The following is a 16,905-nucleotide window of genomic DNA, read 5'->3' on the forward strand; positions in this document are numbered from 1 at the left end:
CGATGTGCAGATCAGGAACCGATCTGCTTTTCCTTGATTTCCGCCAGAGTCTTGCAATCGATGCACAGCGTGGCGGTGGGGCGGGCTTCCAGGCGGCGAATACCAATCTCCACGCCGCAGGAGTCGCACCAGCCATATTCATTGTCCTCGATCAGGACGAGGGTTTCGTCGATCTTCTTGATCAGCTTGCGCTCACGATCGCGGGTGCGCAGCTCCAGGCTGAACTCTTCTTCCTGGCTGGCGCGGTCTGCGGGGTCGGGGAAATTGGCGGCTTCGTCCTGCATGTGGGTCACGGTGCGATCCACTTCCTGCATCAGCTCCATTTTCCACTTGTTGAGGATGGCAGTGAAATGCGCGCGCATTTCATCGCTCATGTACTCCTCACCCTTACCCTCTTTATAGGGCACGAAGCCACGGTTCAACTGGCTGTTCTGTTCTTTGGCTTTTGCTTTGGTGGGCATGGATGTCCGCCTCTCGCTCTCTCAAATTCACTACGCAGGTAGTGTCCTTTCCCGAAGTGATCTCCGGCCCCGCGCGTTGCAAGCGGGCGAACTTACCAGATCGGTTCGGGCTGCGCTACTCCCACGCCCATTGCCGAGTGCCCGTTACTGCGCCGGTTGGGTAGAATCCCCTTTTTGCGCCCAGAGTAGGTGTCTTTTCTATGGTCAGCTCCTTCAGCGCACGCAGCCGCGCGATCGAACCCTTTCATGTCATGGCCTTGCTTGCCCGTGCCAACGCGTTGCAGGCCGCCGGGCATGACGTCATTCATTTGGAAATCGGCGAGCCGGACTTCACCACGGCCGCGCCGATCGTCGCCGCTGGCCAGGCCGCGCTCGGCGCCGGGCAGACGCGCTACACCTCGGCGCGCGGGCTGCCACAGCTGCGCGAGGCGATTGCCGGCTTCTACGCCCAACGCTACAGCCTGGATATCGACCCCGCCCGCATCCTGATAACACCCGGCGGTTCCGGCGCCTTGCTGCTGGCCAGCAGCCTCTTGGTCGACCCCGGCAAGCACTGGCTGCTGGCTGATCCGGGCTATCCGTGCAACCGACACTTTTTACGCCTGGTGGAGGGCGACGCGCAACTCGTGCCGGTCGGTCCACAGGAACGTTATCAACTGACCGCGGATCTGGTGGATCGTTTCTGGAATACCGACAGTGTCGGTGCCCTGGTCGCCTCGCCGGCCAACCCCACCGGCACGGTGCTGCACCGCGACGAACTGAGCGCGCTGTCGGCGTCGCTCAGAAACAAGGGTGGGCATCTGGTGGTGGATGAGATCTACCACGGGCTGACCTATGGCATGGATGCGCCCAGCGTGCTGGAAGTGGATAACGATGCCTTCGTGCTGAACAGCTTCTCCAAGTACTTCGGCATGACCGGCTGGCGTCTGGGTTGGCTGGTGGCGCCGGAAAATGCCGTGGCCGACCTGGAAAAACTGGCGCAAAACCTCTACATCAGCGCGCCGTCGATGTCCCAGTACGCGGCTCTGGCCTGTTTCGAGCCAGCGACGCTGGACATTCTCGAAGCGCGGCGCGGCGAATTTGCACGGCGCCGCGATTACCTGCTGCCGGCCTTGCGCGATTTGGGCTTCAAGATTGATGTCGAGCCGGAGGGTGCCTTCTATCTCTATGCGGACATGTCGGCCTTTGGCGGCAACGCCTACGACTTCTGCCAGCACCTGATCGAAACCGAGTATGTGGCGGTGACGCCGGGAATTGATTTTGGTCGTCATCTGGCCAGCCGCCATGTGCGGTTTTCCTACACGCAAAGCCTGCCGCGCCTGGAGCAGGCCGTCGAGCGCATTGCTCGCGGTATCAAGAGCTGGCAACCCGATGCGCTTTGATCCGCCCCTTGAAGAGGCGCGCCTGCTGCGCCGCTACAAACGCTTTCTTGCCGACATCCGCACCGAGGCGGGTGAAGAGCTGTGCATTCATTGCCCCAACACCGGCTCAATGCTCAATTGCATGGAGCCGGGTGGGCGGGTCTGGTTCAGTCGCTCCAATGATCCAAAGCGCAAGCTGCCGGGCACCTGGGAATTGAGCGAAACGCCCCAAGGTCGACTTGCCTGCGTCAACACGGCGCGTGCCAATGCGCTGGTGGAGGAGGCGTTGCGTGGGGGCGTCATCACCGAACTGGCCGGGTTCGACGCGCTCAAGCGTGAAGTGGGCTATGGCGTCGAGAACAGCCGAGTGGATTTTCGCCTCGACTATGCCGCAGGACCTGCGTTCGTCGAGGTGAAGAGCGTCACGCTGGGTTTTGCCGACACGCAGGTCGCCGCCTTTCCCGATGCGCAGACCCAGCGTGGCGCCAAACACCTGCGCGAGCTGGCTGCACTGGCGCGCGACGGCATTCGAGCCGTGCAGCTGTATTGCGTGAACCTCTCCGGCATCGATGCAGTGCGCCCGGCTGGCGAAATCGACCCGGCCTACGCCGAGGCGCTGCGGCAGGCAGTCAACGATGGCGTTGAAGTCCTGGCGTATGGGACGACGTTGTCGCCGCAAGGCATTCAGCTGACGCATCCTTTGCCGGTGCACCTGTAAGTGAGCCAGGGTTTGGCGGCCTTAGGGATCGACCCAGATCCCCCGATCGTCTTCGCGGCAGGGAATCAGCGAGAGTTCCTGGCCGGCGCAAGGTCCCGAGACGCATTCGCCCGATTCGATCAGGAACAGAGCGCCATGGGTGGCGCACTGGATCAGGCTGCCGCTCTCATCGAGGAACTGGTCGGCTTGCCATTCCAGCGGAATGCCGCGGTGCGGGCAGCGATTTTCGTAGGCGTACACCTGTCCTGCGCGGCGCACCACCAGCAGTTTCAGCTGGGTGAGGGTAAAACCCCGGCTTTGGCCTTCAGGCAGTTCGTGGCTGGCGCATAGATACAACATAAGAATCTCCAACGGCAGGGCCGGCGATTATCTGCTGAGGCGGATCGTGCGGCCAGTGTGCCTGGCTTTCATTGGTGCTTTCGCACGTTACTCTTTGTCAGTCGAAACGGTCTGTATCCTACGGAGCGTCGATCCACGATACCGCGGGGGTGTTTGGTCATGGTGGATGGACTCCGCCGTCGTCTTCAGAAAGGAGTTCTCATGCGTATCCTGTTGATGTTGGCCATGGCGCTGCTCACTGCCTGTCAGTCGCTGCCGTCGCTGCCCGAATGGCAGAGCCCGGAAGGGCGCGAGCATTCCGAGCTGGGGATAATCCTCGACCTGCGCAGCGGCGAGCGCTTGAGCCCCGAGCAACTGGTCGGCCAACTGGCGAGCGCCGATCGGGTATTGATTGGCGAACGTCACGATAATCCCGATCACCATACCTTGCAGCTCTGGTTGGTGCAGGCGTTGGCAATGCAGCGCCGGCAGGGCAGCCTGTTGCTGGAAATGCTGGTTCCAGCGCAACAGGCCAAAGTTGATGGGGTGCGTGAGATGCAGGCGCAAGGCCGGTTGCCGAGCGATTTGCCCGCAGCGCTCGAATGGGAAAAGGGCTGGCCTTGGGCGCTTTATGGCGAGGTGGTGAGCTATGCCCTGCAGCAGTCTTATCCGGTGTTGGCCGCCAATCTGGACCGCTCGGAGGTGATGTCCATCTATACCGGAGCTGCGCCACCGCTGAGCGGTGTCCGGTCGACCGCGCCGTCTGTGCGCGAGGCGTTACTGGCGCAGGTACGCCGTTCGCACTGTGATTTGCTTCCCGAAGCGCAATTACCCGCCATGGTCGCCGTACAGCAACAACGCGATCGACGTATGGCCGACCGTCTGCTGGCGGCGCCGCAGCCGGCTTTGCTGTTGGCCGGCAGCTTTCATGTGCGACGCGATCTGGGGATTCCTCTGCATCTGGACGACCTGGACGCGCAGGGCGCAACGCGAGTGTTGATTCTGGCCGAAGTGGGTGAGCGTCTGACGGCGCAGCAAGCGGATTACGTCTGGTACACCCCGGCCCAGCCGGAACAGGACCACTGTGTGCAGCTGCGCCAGACAAGCCGTTAGTCAACCCCGGCTCGAGGCATCCTGATCTCGCCGGCAAAAAAAAGACCCGGCAAGAGCCGGGTCAAAACCGTGATTAGCCTGATGAGGAGATAGTCTGAAGAGCCCGCTTGTGCTCTCAGCTTACCGGCTGATCTCGCGATCAGTTACTGGTAATAATAAACATTATCATTTGAGAGTCAACTGCATCCGTCGGCGTTTTTCTGTTCTGCTGAGATTCCTGTGGTTGCTGACCCAGTGCTGGCGGATGTGCGTGTGTGCTGGTGCGAGGGGTTTTCCAGCTGATGGTTGAGAGCGGCCTTGTGTTCACTGGGCAGCTTGTTCCAGTGAATATCCAGCAGCGCACCCTCAATGGCATACAGCAGGACCCGTGAAGCCCGAAATCCTCGGGCACGGACAGCCCGATAGGCCTCTACCGCGCCCAGGCGGCGCAGATCCTCTGCATTGTGAATGCCGGCGGCATGCAGCCATTGCGCCGACGTCTTGCCGAGGTTTTTCAGCCGCTGCAATTCATCGTTCATCGTGCCTCCTTGCCGAGTGCGGAAAGCTTCCGGCAAGTGTAGCGGCGTTAGCGAGGGTTGCAGGGGGCCTGCGGGCGGTGACCGCCCGCGTCCGGATCAGAGTCCCGGCAAATGCTGGCGCAAGGCGCCGATCAGCGCATCCAGGCTCTGGTCGTCCTGCGTGTCGATCAGGCGGCGATTGGGCTGCTCCGCCTCGCTCAGAGGATCACGGCTGGCCTGCTGCGCCTGGACGACCGCGAGGGTGGCATCGGACGGATCCTGGGCTTCTTGCTGGCGCGATTGCAGGCGGCTGGCCAGTAACGCATCGGGAGCCTGACAATCGAGAATCAGGAAGGGCACACCACAAGCTTCGGCCACCCGGCAGGCGGCACTGCGCTGCTCAAGCTTGAGGTAGGTGGCGTCCAGCACGACGGGAAAACCCGCCCGCAAGGCCGCGCCGGCAAGCTCGTGCAGGCGCAGGTAAGTTGCGAGACTGGCGTCTTTGCCATAGATGCCGGCATTCAGCTGCCCCTGGTCAGCCTGCCCTTGCTCCCCGAACAGCCGCTTGCGCTCAATATCGGAACGCAGGCGGATGGCGCCGAGTTCCTCGACCAGGCGCATCGATACATGGCTTTTACCCACGGCAGAGACGCCATGGGTAATGGCCAGAAAGCGTGAAGGAATGGCGCTGTAATCTTCCGCCAACGCTGCATAGCGGCGATATTCGGCAAGGATGGCGTCCCGTTGCTCGTCATCCTGTGCATGTGCGAGGCCAAACAGGCTGACCTTGGCGCGCACCAGGGCGCGGTAGGCCTTGTAGAAATTAAGCAGATCAAGGGCTGCGTAATCGCCGGTCAACTCCAGCCAGCGGTTGACGAAGCGTCGGGCCAGCGACTTGAGCCCGCGTGCTTCCAGGTCCATGGCCAGGAATGCGGAGTCCGAAATGACGTCGATCAGGCGGAATGGCTCATTGAATTCGATGCAGTCGAACAAGGCCACCCGGCCGTCGAGCAAGGTGGCATTGCCCAGGTGAATGTCACCATGGCATTCGCGGATGAAGCCCTGCGCCTTGCGTTCGGCCAGCAGCGGCCGCAGGCGCGTGAAGCTGCAGTGCGCCCATTGTTCCAGGGCCTCGAGTTGGTGCAGGTCTGCCGCATCGTCGAGCAGTGGGCGGATCTGTTCGAAATTCTGCAGCACCGGTTCCATGACCGCATCCGGGGTGCCCAGCACATGGCTGGCCGGCACTTGCGGGGCGTGCTGGTGGAACTGGGCGATTTGTTCGGCCAGATCATCAATGTGCGCGCTGCCGAGCTCTCCCCGAGCATGCATTTCGCCCAGCAGTTGGCTTTGCGGGAACTGGCGCATTTGCAGCGCATATTCGAATGCCGGGGCGGTAGTGTTACCGAGCTGCGGTGCCTCCACGCTGCCGCTGATCGGCAACACCTGTAGATACAGATCGGGCGCCAGGCGCTGGTTCAAGCGCAACTCCTCATGGCAAAAGTGTTGCCGGGCTTGCAGGCTAGTGAAATCCAGGAAGCCGAAATTTACCGGCTTCTTGATTTTATAGGCGAACGGGCCGGTGAGCAGAACCCAGGAGATATGCGTCTCGATAACCTGGAAGCCATCCACCGGGTGCGGATAGAGGGCGGGGTTCTGCAGGGCGGTGATCAGGGCTTGGCTCACGGTCAGTCCTTGCGTTGCAACTAGGGAAAAGGGCGGCATTATGAACGTGCCGGCACGATCGAGGAAACTCCGTGGTGTTTCCAGCGTCATAGCAGCGCCGTTGGAAGCTCTCAGCCTTGATGATCGCTTCCGGTTGATCAACCCTACCTTTGACTTATCCACAGCGCGGGCCGATGGCTCGCCTTTGCGCTGTGGATTAAGTGCGTATAATTCGCCGCCATGAACCGTTCCCGAACTTCTCGTCCTCGTGCCCAACAACGTCGTTCCGGTGGCAAACGCCCCTGGCTCGGTTGGGCTGTCAAGCTGGGCCTGGTTGGCCTGGTCATTCTTGCCGCCTTTACGATTTACCTGGATGCCGTGGTGCAGGAGAAGTTCTCCGGCAAGCGCTGGACTGTACCCGCCAAGGTGTATGCGCGGCCATTGGAGCTGTTCAGTGGGCTAAAGCTGAGCCAGGCCGATTTCCTCAAGGAGCTCGATGCGCTCGGTTATCGCCGCGATAAAAGTGTCCACGGGCCGGGTGTTGTCTCGGTGGCCGGTAATACTGTTGAGCTCAACACCCGAGGCTTCCAGTTTTATGAGGGGGCTGAGGCTGCCCAACATATTCGGGTACGTTTTTCGGGTGAACACATTGCCAGCATGACGCTGGCCAGCGGCGGCGATTTGCCTGTCGTGCGCCTGGAACCCTTGATGATCGGCGGACTGTATCCGGCCCATCAGGAAGACCGCATCCTGATTCAGATTGATCAAGTGCCGCCGTATCTGGTCGACGCTCTGGTCGCGGTTGAAGACCGTGATTATTTCGACCACTTTGGCGTATCGCCCAAGTCGATTGCGCGGGCCTTTTGGGTCAATACCACTGCCGGCGCGGTGCGTCAGGGCGGCAGTACGTTGACCCAGCAGTTGGTGAAGAACTTCTTTCTGACCAACGAGCGCAGCCTCAGCCGCAAGGCCACCGAAGCAATGATGGCGTTATTGCTGGAGTTGCATTACGACAAGCGCGAGATTCTCGAGGCCTACCTCAATGAGGTGTTTCTCGGTCAGGACGGCCAGCGCGCCGTGCATGGTTTCGGCCTGGCCAGTCAGTACTTCTTCAGTCAGCCTCTTTCTGAATTGAAATTGCATCAGGTTGCCCTGCTGGTCGGCATGGTAAAAGGGCCGACCTATTACAATCCGCGCCGCCAGCCCGAACGGGCGCTGGCCCGGCGCAACCTGGTGCTCGACCTGTTGGCCGAGCAGGGCTCGGTCGATGCCGAACTGATCGTCAAGGCCAAGCAGCAGCCGCTGGGCGTGACCCGGCGCGGAAGCCTGGCCGATAGCTCCTATCCGGGCTTTCTCGACCTGGTCAAACGTCAGTTGCGTGAGGATTACCACGAGCAGGACCTGACCGAGGAAGGTCTGCGCATCTTCACCAGCTTCGATCCGCTGGTGCAGCTCAAGGCCGAAGAGTCGCTAGCCGAGACCTTCAAACGTCTAGGCAACCGCAAGGGCATCGATGATGTCGAGGCGGCGATGGTGGTCACCAACCCGGAAACCGGTGAGCTGCAAGCACTGATCAGTAGCCGTCAGCCGCGTTTCGCGGGTTACAACCGCGCTCTGGATGCGGTGCGACCAATAGGTTCGCTGGTCAAGCCCGCGGTTTATCTCACCGCTCTGGAGCGACCCAGCCAGTACACCCTGACCAGTCTGATCGACGATGAGTCTTTCTCAGTGACAGGCCAGGACGGGCAGGTCTGGAAACCGCAAAACTACGATCGCAAGTCCCACGGCACCATTTATCTCTATCAGGGCCTGGCCAAGTCCTACAACCTGGCCACCGCTCGGCTGGGCCTGGAAGTGGGCGTGCCCAATGTACTGAAGACCCTCGAGCGCCTGGGGGTGACGCGCAAGTGGCCGGCGTATCCATCGATGCTGCTCGGGGCGGGAAGCTTGAGCCCAATGGAAGTGGCGGGCATGTATCAAACCTTGGCCAATGGCGGCTTCAATACCCCGTTGCGCTCGATTCGTAGCGTGCTGGATGCCAACGGTGATCCGCTCAAGCGCTACCCGTTCCAGATTCAGCAGCGTTTTGATCCGGGCGCTATTTATCTGGTGCAAAATGCCATGCAGCGCGTGATGCGAGAAGGTACCGGCAGCTCGGTCTATAACCAATTGCCGGGTTCGCTGGCGGTGGCGGGCAAGACCGGCACCAGCAACGATTCGCGTGACAGCTGGTTTGCCGGGTTCAGCCAGGACTTGCTGGCGGTCGTATGGATGGGCCGCGACGACAATGGGACGACGCCCCTGACCGGTGCCAGCGGTGCCTTGCAAGTGTGGGCAAGCTTCATGTCCAAGGCTGACCCTATGTCGCTGGAGACGCCGCAGCCAGAAAATATCGTCCAAGCTTGGGTGGATGCGCAGACCGGGCAAGGCTCCGCTGAGCATTGTCCGAACGCGGTGCAGATGCCGTATATTCGCGGCAGCGAGCCACTACCGGGTGCCTCTTGCGGCTTTCCGCCGGCCGAGTCGGTGATGGACTGGGTCCGTGGCTGGCTGGATTAGCAGGCAATTTTAAACCTAGGCGGGACAGGCAAGACGAAACGCAGCGACCATGGGCCGTTGCAGTCGAAGGCTGGCGAGTCTCGCCACGCGCTGGCTGCTACAGCCTTGGCTGTGTTTTCGCGAGCGCTAAAAGCTTGCTCAGTTCTTAACGACGTATTGCCAACGCAGGTGGTTTTCAACCTCCTGCTGATTCAGGGGTGTGATGTGAACAAATGGTTAGTGGCAATAGCGATGCTGGCGACGCTGTCGGGATGCGCCAGTAACCCGCAAGGTTCGGTTCCGGTTGTGGATAACGGTGCTTCGGTCAGGGAAGAACAGGTCTGGATGGGCGGCCGGCCCGCTACCCCGGCGCAGCAGGCAATACCAAGCCCTGCTGTGGCAGAGCAAGATGCGGGTGTCGTGGTCATGGTGCCCGACGGTGCCAGCGGATCGGTACCGATGGAGAGTCAAAGTTTCCCGGCTCAGGCCTCGCCGTCTCTGGAGTTCGGCACAGAACCCATTGTCAGCGGCACTTATTCGCCGCCCATTACCTCATCTCCTGCGCAGCCAGCGACGCCCAGTGGCATTCCCAGTGCTCGCAGCGGGGGGCTGGCCGCAGATGAACAGCTTGATGGTCCGGTGCTGGCGTTATTGACCTCGGCGCAACAATTGCAAAGAAGTGGCGATCTGAATGGCGCGGCGTCAAGCCTGGAGCGTGCCCAGCGAATTGCTCCGCGCGAACCTCAAGTGCTCTACCGACTGGCCGAGCTGCGCCTGGCGCAGGGTGATGCTGCGCAAGCCGAGCAAGTGGCGCGGCGTGCGCTGACCTATGCGGCTGACCGTCCGGCCCTGCAAGCCAGTTTGTGGAATCTGATTGCCCAGGCACGGGAGCGCCAGGGTGATCCAGCGGGTGCGGCGCAGGCGCGTGAGCGGGCAAGGGTCAGCAGCTGATGAACGAGCGAATTTTGGCAATTGCCGATCAACTGCTGCTCATCGAGCATGAATTGCGGCAGCTCGGCTGGTGGTCAGCCCACTCGCCAAGTGACGAGGCATTAGCCAGTTGCGAACCCTTTTGCGTCGATACCTTGGACTTTGCCCAATGGTTGCAGTGGATCTTCCTGCCCCGCATGAGGACGCTGGTAGAGGGCGGGGGGGCATTGCCCAGCGTATCCGGTATCCGTGCCATGGCGGACGTGGTGTACCGCGAGCGCCCGCTTGAGGTCAGAGAGCTGCTCGTGGCCCTGGGGCGCTTCGATCAATTGATCGGCAAGGCTCGCTAAGCCGAACGGTACTTCAATCGCAATGTTCGGCAAGGTTTTCACGCGTCTTGTCGATTTGCGCTTGGCGTTCTTCCTCACTCAAGCGACGCAGTTCCCCGTCGATCTCCATGCGTATACGCGGCGAGTTGCGCAATTGGGCGAGCGCGCCGCGCATTTGACTGCACTGCTGTTTCCGCTGTGCTTCACGGGTGGCCTGCTCCCGCTTGGCCAGCGTATCCAGTTCCTGTTGCTCGGCAGCGGCAAGCTCGGCAGGGGAGAGCGTGCGTGGTGCGCTCGCGGGGCCGGGGGAGGGAGCATGGCGCAGGGCAACGCTACTGGACGGATGTCCTTGCGGAGGTTGCGCACCGTAGTGGGTAACCCCACGCTCGTCTGTCCAGGTGAAGATCGGTGCGGTGAGCGCGCTTGAGCTCAAGGCGAGCAAGAAACTGGCGAGTAGCAGGCGGGGCATGGTCATTCCTGGAGTCGAGTCGTTCAGAAGCGCGATTTAAGCAAAAGGCTCGGGCTTTCAGGGTGTGGCGCATCACACAGCCGTAAGTAAGAAAACCTCACGCGTGACTTGACTTGCAGGCGGCTAATCCCAACAATTCAGCGTTCGCTGAAGTAGGGTCCGCCGCAAGCTGGCCCTGGCTCAGTAGACATGAGGCGCCTACCCGTGCCGACCTTAGTTACCCCCGCAACGCGTTACCTCGCGCTGGGTGGGATTGCCCCGCAACACTTTGGGACATTCCCAATGCTTGCTCAGTAGATGCTGACGTAGTCGGCGACCACCGTCGCTCATGCTCTGCTGGCAGTAGACCTAAACAGGCCACCGGCCCAAAAGGTGGCATTCTGGCGTTCTAGAGGTGAATAACGTGGAGCTTTTATCCGGCGCTGAAATGGTCGTCCGCTTTTTGCGCGACGAAGGTGTCAAATACATTTACGGGTACCCAGGTGGTGCTCTTCTGCATGTCTACGACGCCCTGTTCAAGGAAAAGGAAGTAACCCACATCCTGGTCCGCCACGAACAGGCGGCAACCCACATGGCCGACGGTTATGCGCGCGCCACCGGGAAGGCCGGTGTGGTGATGGTGACTTCGGGTCCCGGCGCAACCAACGCCATTACCGGTATCGCGACCGCCTATATGGATTCCATTCCGATGGTGGTGATTTCCGGTCAGGTCGCCAGTCACATGGTCGGCACCGATGCGTTCCAGGAAACCGATATGGTCGGCATCTCCCGGCCGATCGTGAAGCACAGCTTCATCATCAAGCACCCTTCGGAAATTCCAGATGTCCTGAAGAAAGCCTTTTATCTGGCTGAATCCGGACGTCCCGGCCCCGTGGTCGTGGATATCCCCAAGGACATGGGCGCTCCGGGCGAGAAGTACGAATACGTCTATCCGAAAAAAGCCAAGCTGCGTTCCTACAGTCCAGCGGTGCGTGGACATTCTGGGCAGATCCGCAAGGCTGCCGAGATGCTGCTGGCAGCCAAGCGGCCGGTGCTGTATTCCGGTGGTGGGGTGATTCTGGGTGGGGCCTCGGCGCCGCTCACTGAGTTGGCCCAAAGGCTAAATCTGCCAGTTACCAACACCCTGATGGGGTTGGGCGGTTATCCGGGCAGCGATCGTCAGTTCATCGGCATGTTGGGTATGCATGGCAGCTACACCGCCAACCTGGCGATGCACCACGCCGATGTGATTCTTGCCGTCGGTGCACGTTTCGATGACCGGGTCATCAATGGTGCCTCCAAGTTCTGCCCGACAGCCAAGATCATTCACATCGACATTGATCCGGCCTCCATTTCCAAGACCATCAAGGCTGATGTGCCGATTGTTGGTCCGGTGGAAAGTGTCCTGACCGAGATGGTCGCGATTCTCAAGGAGATCGGTCAGCAGCCGAACAAGGATGCCGTCGCCAGTTGGTGGAAGCAGATTGATGAGTGGCGCGGTAGTGGTCGCCTGTTCCCTTACAATGAGGGCGATGGCTCGATCATCAAGCCGCAAACGGTCATCGAGACGCTGTACGAAGTGACCCGGGGTGATGCTTTTGTTTCGTCCGACGTTGGCCAGCACCAGATGTTTGCCGCCCAGTACTACCGGTTCGACAAGCCCAATCGCTGGCTGAACTCGGGCGGTCTTGGCACCATGGGCTTTGGCTTGCCGGCTGCAATGGGTGCCAAGTTGAACTTCCCTGATGTGGACGCCGCCTGTGTGACGGGGGAGGGCAGCATCCAGATGAACATCCAGGAATTGTCCACCTGCCTGCAGTACGACCTGCCGGTAAAAATCGTCAACCTGAACAACGGCGCGTTGGGCATGGTGCGCCAGTGGCAGGATATGCAATACAGCAGTCGCTATTCGCATTCCTACATGGAGTCGCTGCCTGATTTCGTCAAGCTTGCCGAGGCCTATGGCCATGTCGGCATGCGCATCACCGACCTCAAGGATCTCAAGCCGAAGATGGAAGAGGCCTTTGCCCTGAAAAACCGGCTGGTGTTCCTCGATATCGCGGTGGATACGGCTGAGCACGTGTATCCGATGCAGATCGGTGGTGGTGCCATGCGTGACATGTGGCTGAGCAAGACGGAGCGGACCTGAACATGCGACACATCATTTCCCTGCTGCTGGAAAACGAACCGGGCGCATTGTCCCGCGTGGTCGGTCTGTTCTCTCAGCGCAACTACAACATTGAAAGCCTGACCGTGGCGCCGACCGAAGACCCGAGCCTCTCGCGTCTGACGCTGACCACCGCCGGGCAGGAGGACGTGATCGAGCAGATCACTAAAAACCTCAACAAGCTGATCGAAGTGGTAAAGCTGGTGGACCTGTCGGAAAGCGCGCATATCGAGCGGGAGCTGATGCTGGTCAAGGTTAAGGCTACTGGCGCCCAGCGCGCCGAGGTCAAGCGTACGACCGATATCTTCCGTGGGCAGATCGTCGATGTGACAACCAGCGTCTACACCATTCAGATAGCGGGAACCAGCGGGAAGCTGGACAGTTTCATCCAGGCCATCGGCACCACGTCGATTCTGGAAACCGTACGCAGTGGTGTCACCGGGATTGCCCGTGGTGACAAGGTACTGAGTATCTGACGTTTTGAAATGGCCGCTCAGGCCGGACTTATCCGAGGAAATTCCATGAAAGTTTATTACGACAAAGACTGCGACCTTTCCATCATCCAGGGCAAAAAGGTCGCCATCATCGGTTACGGCTCCCAGGGCCACGCTCATGCGTGCAACCTCAAGGACTCCGGTGTAGATGTCACTGTCGGTCTGCGTGCCGGTTCTTCGTCGGTCGCCAAAGCTGAAGCCCACGGCCTGAAAGTGGCTGATGTCGCCACCGCAGTTGCTGCTGCTGACCTGGTAATGGTCCTGACCCCGGACGAATTCCAGGGCAAGCTGTACCAGGAAGAGCTGGAGCCGAATCTGAAGAAAGGCGCCATCCTGGCCTTCGCCCACGGTTTCTCGATCCACTACAACCAGGTGGTGCCGCGTGCTGACCTGGACGTGATCATGATCGCGCCCAAGGCACCGGGCCACACTGTGCGCTCCGAGTTCGTCAAGGGCGGCGGTATCCCTGATCTGATCGCCATTTATCAGGACGCTTCCGGCAACGCCAAGAACATTGCCCTGTCCTACGCCTCGGGCGTGGGCGGCGGTCGTACCGGTATCATCGAAACCACCTTCAAGGACGAAACTGAAACCGACCTGTTCGGTGAGCAGGCCGTTCTTTGCGGTGGTACCGTCGAGCTAGTCAAGGCTGGTTTCGATACGCTGGTGGAAGCCGGTTACGCGCCGGAAATGGCCTATTTCGAGTGCCTGCATGAGCTGAAACTGATCGTCGACCTGATGTTCGAAGGCGGCATCGCCAACATGAACTACTCGATCTCCAACAACGCCGAGTACGGTGAGTACGTCACCGGTCCGGAAATCATCAACGAAGAGTCCCGCGCTGCCATGCGCAATGCTCTGAAGCGCATCCAGAACGGCGAATACGCCAAGATGTTCATCAGCGAAGGCGCTACCAACTACCCGTCGATGACTGCCTATCGCCGCAACAATGCCGCGCACGGCATCGAAGTGGTGGGTGAGAAGCTGCGTGCCATGATGCCGTGGATCGCTGCCAACAAGATCGTCGACAAGAGCAAGAACTAAGCTCGTCGGTATCTGAAAAAACGCGGCCTAAGGGCCGCGTTTTTTCGTTTCAAACCAGGCTTCTGGTATAAAGCCACGGTTAGGCCCATGCGATTTCGTATGATGTGGCCTCCATTTTCTGAATCCGTTGCAAGGTAACGTCCATGAGCGAAAGCCACGAGGAGTCGAACAAGGACTCCGCCGCTGAGAGCCTGCTACCCATCGATGAGCATGTCGAAGAAGGGCAGGATGCAGAGGGTCGCAAGGTCCGTCATCGGGGTATTTATCTGTTGCCCAACCTGTTTACCACCGCCAACCTGTTTGCGGGGTTCTTCTCGATTGTCAGCGCTATGAACGGCAAGTTCGAAGTGGCGGCCATCGCTATTTTTGTGGCCATGGTGCTGGATGGCCTGGATGGTCGCGTGGCGCGGTTGACCAATACTCAGAGCGCCTTTGGTGCCGAGTACGACTCGCTGTCGGACATGGTCGCTTTCGGCTTGGCGCCGGGCTTATTGGCTTACAACTGGGCGCTGTCCGAGCTGAATAATGTGGGGCTGACGGTGGCGTTCATTTATGCCGCCTGTGCAGCGTTGCGCCTGGCTCGCTTCAATACGCAGATCGGCAAGGTCGACAAGAAGTGGTTCGTCGGCTTGGCCAGCCCTGCGGCTGCCGGCGTGGTGGCTGGTACGGTCTGGGCACTCAAGGATTTTGGCGTCGATGGCGTCGATCTGCCGGTGTTTGTAGTGATGCTGTTCGCGCTGTTGGTGGCCTTGGCCGGCGTGCTGATGGTCAGCAATATCAAGTACTACAGCTTCAAGGATCTCGATTTGAAGGGACGCGTGCCCTTTGTGGCGATCCTGGTGGTGGTGCTGATATTCGCCGTGGTGTTCAGCGATCCGCCGCGTGTGCTGCTGCTGATCTTCCTGGCGTATGCGGTTTCCGGTCCGGTGCAATTCCTGTTGCATTTGCGTCGGCGCACCCGAGTGAATAACGAGTAACTGTTTTCAACCCCGCGGTCATGGCGCATCATGGCCAAGTTGACTGCGGGGTTGCTGCCATGCTGATCAAGTCTTCCTGTCCGAGTGCTTGTCGCGAATCGGATGTCACACCCGAGGCTATTTACCTGTCTCGCCGCCGGCTTCTACAGGGTGCGCTGGCTGGAGCTGCTTCTATTGCCCTCCCTGCGTTGGCGGCCGATATGCCACGCTACGATGGCGTGGTGGATGCCACTTCTGCTGCCTGGCTACAAGCCAAGATCGACGAAGCTCACTGGCAGGCCATTCAGGCGGGTGAAACTGTCACGCCTTTCTCCTCGGCGACCCATTACAACAACTTCTACGAATTCGGTCCCGGCAAGGAAGATCCGTCCCGGCATGCCGGAGCGATGACTACCGAGCCCTGGAGCGTGTTAATCGATGGTGAGATAGCCAAGCCAGGCCGTTACGACTTGCAAGCGCTGTGTGCTGAAAGTCGCCTGGAAGAGCGTATCTATCGATTGCGCTGTGTCGAAGGCTGGTCAATGGTCATTCCCTGGTTGGGGATTCCTCTGGTTGATTTGATTCGTCGCGTAGAGCCCACTGGTAGGGCGCGCTATGTTCGCTTCGAAACGTTGCTTCGCCCCGAGGAAATGGCTGGCACGCAATCTCGTTTCTCCCTGATCGATTGGCCCTACGTTGAAGGGTTGCGTATGGATGAAGCTCAGCATCCATTGGCCCTTATGGCTGTCGGCATGTACGGGCGGGTGCTGCCGAACCAGAACGGTGCGCCGCTGCGTTTGGTCGTGCCGTGGAAATATGGTTTCAAGAGCATCAAGTCTATTGTGCGGATCAGTTTTGTAGCTGAGCAGCCCGTTACGACCTGGGTAGAAATCGCTCCACACGAATATGGCTTCTACGCCAATGTGAATCCCCAGGTCGATCACCCGCGCTGGTCACAAGCTCAAGAGCGGCGCTTGCCCAACACGCTATTCAGTCCCAATGTCCGGCCAACCCAGATGTTCAATGGATACGGTGACGAAGTGGCTGGGTTGTATCAAGGCATGGACTTGCGGAAATACTACTGATGAAGCGTGCCTTGTTAAGGCTGGCCGTCTTTCTTGTCGTCCTTGCAGTGCCGCTTTATTGGTTGTACCTGGCTTCGGCCATGGCGCTGGGGCCTGATCCAGGGAAGTGGCTGCTCGATCACCTAGGGCAGGGCGCATTGGTGTTGCTGCTGCTTACGTTGAGCATGACGCCTTTGAACCGGTTGACCGGTTGGCCGTTGTGGATGGCGCTACGTCGACAGTTGGGTCTGTGGGCCTTTGCCTATGCTTGCCTACACGTCGCCGCTTTTATCTTGTTCATCCTGGGTGGTGATCTTTCGCAGCTGTTAAAAGAGTTGCCAAATCGGCCCTATGTGCTTGTAGGTGCGCTGGCCTTTAGTGGATTGATTCCACTCGCACTGACCTCCAATCGCTGGAGCATGCGTACCTTAGGTAAGCGATGGAAGCGCTTGCACCGATTGGTTTACCTGGTGGTGGTGCTTGCGCTACTGCATATGCTCTGGGTGGTACGCTCGGATCTCCAGCAATGGGCTTTGTATGCAGGTATTGGTGGTTGTCTGCTGTTGATGCGTACTCCTTTAATTAGTCGGTGGTTCGCCCAGGTTGCTGCCAGCCGCCGCGGGCGCCCCAGGAAGGTTGCAAATAACCCTTGACGGCAGAATCCAGCGGCCTATAATGCGCCCCACTTCCGGTGCAGACCTTACTGAAAACTCCTTGTAGATCAACGGGTTAAGCGGTTTGAAGAGTATCGGAAGCTTCGCTTTTCGAAGCGAAGGCGGTGCGAGGTTGGAGTTGACAGCGGCTC

At 59.7% G+C, this 16,905-nt stretch carries 16 protein-coding genes and 1 pseudogene; 12 read left to right on the forward strand and 5 right to left on the reverse strand.

Annotation, left to right across the window (positions count from 1 at the left end; translation table 11 throughout):
- Positions 1 to 11: 11 nt before the first annotated feature.
- The gene (gene dksA / locus H9642_RS11725; RefSeq protein ID WP_251836629.1) at positions 12 to 461 is read right to left on the reverse strand and encodes an RNA polymerase-binding protein DksA; all 450 of its coding nucleotides are present in this window, start codon (positions 459 to 461) and stop codon (positions 12 to 14) included.
- A 200-nt stretch (positions 462 to 661) separates the two neighbouring features.
- Here dksA and H9642_RS11730 point away from each other — a divergent pair, with 200 nt between their 5' ends.
- Positions 662 to 1,843, forward strand: a complete 1,182-nt coding sequence (locus H9642_RS11730; protein WP_251836630.1) for a pyridoxal phosphate-dependent aminotransferase — start codon at positions 662 to 664, stop codon at positions 1,841 to 1,843.
- Positions 1,833 to 2,540: a DNA/RNA nuclease SfsA gene (gene sfsA / locus H9642_RS11735; RefSeq protein WP_251836631.1), complete on the forward strand. Its 708-nt coding sequence runs from the start codon at positions 1,833 to 1,835 to the stop codon at positions 2,538 to 2,540. The genes H9642_RS11730 and sfsA overlap by 11 nt, the downstream gene beginning before the upstream one ends.
- Before the next feature lie 21 nt (positions 2,541 to 2,561).
- Here sfsA and H9642_RS11740 read toward each other — a convergent pair whose 3' ends face one another.
- The gene (locus H9642_RS11740) at positions 2,562 to 2,879 is read right to left on the reverse strand and encodes a Rieske (2Fe-2S) protein (protein ID WP_251836632.1); all 318 of its coding nucleotides are present in this window, start codon (positions 2,877 to 2,879) and stop codon (positions 2,562 to 2,564) included.
- Between the two features lie 201 nt (positions 2,880 to 3,080).
- On the opposite strand from H9642_RS11740, the gene H9642_RS11745 reads away from it, so the two are divergent.
- Entirely contained in the window at positions 3,081 to 3,971 is an 891-nt protein-coding gene (locus tag H9642_RS11745) for a ChaN family lipoprotein (protein ID WP_251836633.1), read from the forward strand.
- A gap of 272 nt (positions 3,972 to 4,243) precedes the next feature.
- On the opposite strand, the pseudogene H9642_RS11750 reads toward H9642_RS11745, so the two are convergent.
- Together H9642_RS11750 and H9642_RS11755 are read right to left on the reverse strand one after the other, a co-directional pair.
- Positions 4,244 to 4,489: pseudogene (locus H9642_RS11750) on the reverse strand (TfoX/Sxy family protein); the annotation flags it as partial.
- Between the two features lie 96 nt (positions 4,490 to 4,585).
- Positions 4,586 to 6,151, reverse strand: coding sequence for a bifunctional aminoglycoside phosphotransferase/ATP-binding protein (locus tag H9642_RS11755; protein WP_251836634.1), 1,566 nt, complete (start codon positions 6,149 to 6,151; stop codon positions 4,586 to 4,588).
- Positions 6,152 to 6,370: 219 nt separating this feature from the next.
- Between H9642_RS11755 and mrcB the strand changes: the two genes are divergently transcribed.
- The 3 genes from mrcB (at position 6,371) to H9642_RS11770 (ending at position 9,948) form a co-directional block, all read left to right on the forward strand.
- Positions 6,371 to 8,689: a penicillin-binding protein 1B gene (gene mrcB, locus H9642_RS11760; RefSeq protein WP_251836635.1), complete on the forward strand. Its 2,319-nt coding sequence runs from the start codon at positions 6,371 to 6,373 to the stop codon at positions 8,687 to 8,689.
- Positions 8,690 to 8,893: 204 nt separating this feature from the next.
- A complete protein-coding gene (locus tag H9642_RS11765) occupies positions 8,894 to 9,619 on the forward strand; it encodes a tetratricopeptide repeat protein (RefSeq protein ID WP_350027864.1) in 726 nt (241 codons plus the stop codon).
- The gene (locus tag H9642_RS11770; RefSeq protein WP_251836636.1) at positions 9,619 to 9,948 is read left to right on the forward strand and encodes a YqcC family protein; all 330 of its coding nucleotides are present in this window, start codon (positions 9,619 to 9,621) and stop codon (positions 9,946 to 9,948) included. The genes H9642_RS11765 and H9642_RS11770 overlap by 1 nt, the downstream gene beginning before the upstream one ends.
- 13 nt (positions 9,949 to 9,961) lie before the next feature.
- Here the strand turns inward: H9642_RS11770 and H9642_RS11775 are convergent, their stop codons facing one another.
- Positions 9,962 to 10,396: a DUF4124 domain-containing protein gene (locus H9642_RS11775; RefSeq protein WP_251836637.1), complete on the reverse strand. Its 435-nt coding sequence runs from the start codon at positions 10,394 to 10,396 to the stop codon at positions 9,962 to 9,964.
- A gap of 403 nt (positions 10,397 to 10,799) precedes the next feature.
- Between H9642_RS11775 and H9642_RS11780 the strand changes: the two genes are divergently transcribed.
- The 6 genes from H9642_RS11780 (at position 10,800) to msrQ (ending at position 16,753) form a co-directional block, all read left to right on the forward strand.
- The gene (locus tag H9642_RS11780) at positions 10,800 to 12,524 is read left to right on the forward strand and encodes an acetolactate synthase 3 large subunit (RefSeq protein WP_251836638.1); all 1,725 of its coding nucleotides are present in this window, start codon (positions 10,800 to 10,802) and stop codon (positions 12,522 to 12,524) included.
- 2 nt (positions 12,525 to 12,526) lie between these two features.
- Positions 12,527 to 13,018 carry an acetolactate synthase small subunit gene (ilvN, locus tag H9642_RS11785; RefSeq protein WP_251836639.1) on the forward strand — a complete coding sequence of 164 codons (492 nt, stop codon included), beginning with the start codon at positions 12,527 to 12,529 and terminating at the stop codon, positions 13,016 to 13,018.
- A gap of 45 nt (positions 13,019 to 13,063) precedes the next feature.
- Positions 13,064 to 14,080, forward strand: coding sequence for a ketol-acid reductoisomerase (gene ilvC, locus H9642_RS11790; protein WP_251836640.1), 1,017 nt, complete (start codon positions 13,064 to 13,066; stop codon positions 14,078 to 14,080).
- Positions 14,081 to 14,223: 143 nt separating this feature from the next.
- Complete coding sequence (gene pssA / locus H9642_RS11795) at positions 14,224 to 15,057, forward strand: CDP-diacylglycerol--serine O-phosphatidyltransferase (protein ID WP_251836641.1); 834 nt, start codon at positions 14,224 to 14,226, stop codon at positions 15,055 to 15,057.
- 59 nt (positions 15,058 to 15,116) lie between these two features.
- On the forward strand, positions 15,117 to 16,121 hold the full coding sequence (gene msrP, locus H9642_RS11800) for a protein-methionine-sulfoxide reductase catalytic subunit MsrP (protein ID WP_251836642.1): 1,005 nt from the start codon (positions 15,117 to 15,119) through the stop codon (positions 16,119 to 16,121).
- Entirely contained in the window at positions 16,121 to 16,753 is a 633-nt protein-coding gene (gene msrQ, locus H9642_RS11805; protein ID WP_251836643.1) for a protein-methionine-sulfoxide reductase heme-binding subunit MsrQ, read from the forward strand. The genes msrP and msrQ overlap by 1 nt, the downstream gene beginning before the upstream one ends.
- The last annotated feature ends 152 nt before the right edge of the window (positions 16,754 to 16,905 follow it).

The organism is Serpens gallinarum (genome assembly GCF_014836765.1).
GTDB lineage: Bacteria > Pseudomonadota > Gammaproteobacteria > Pseudomonadales > Pseudomonadaceae > Serpens > Serpens gallinarum.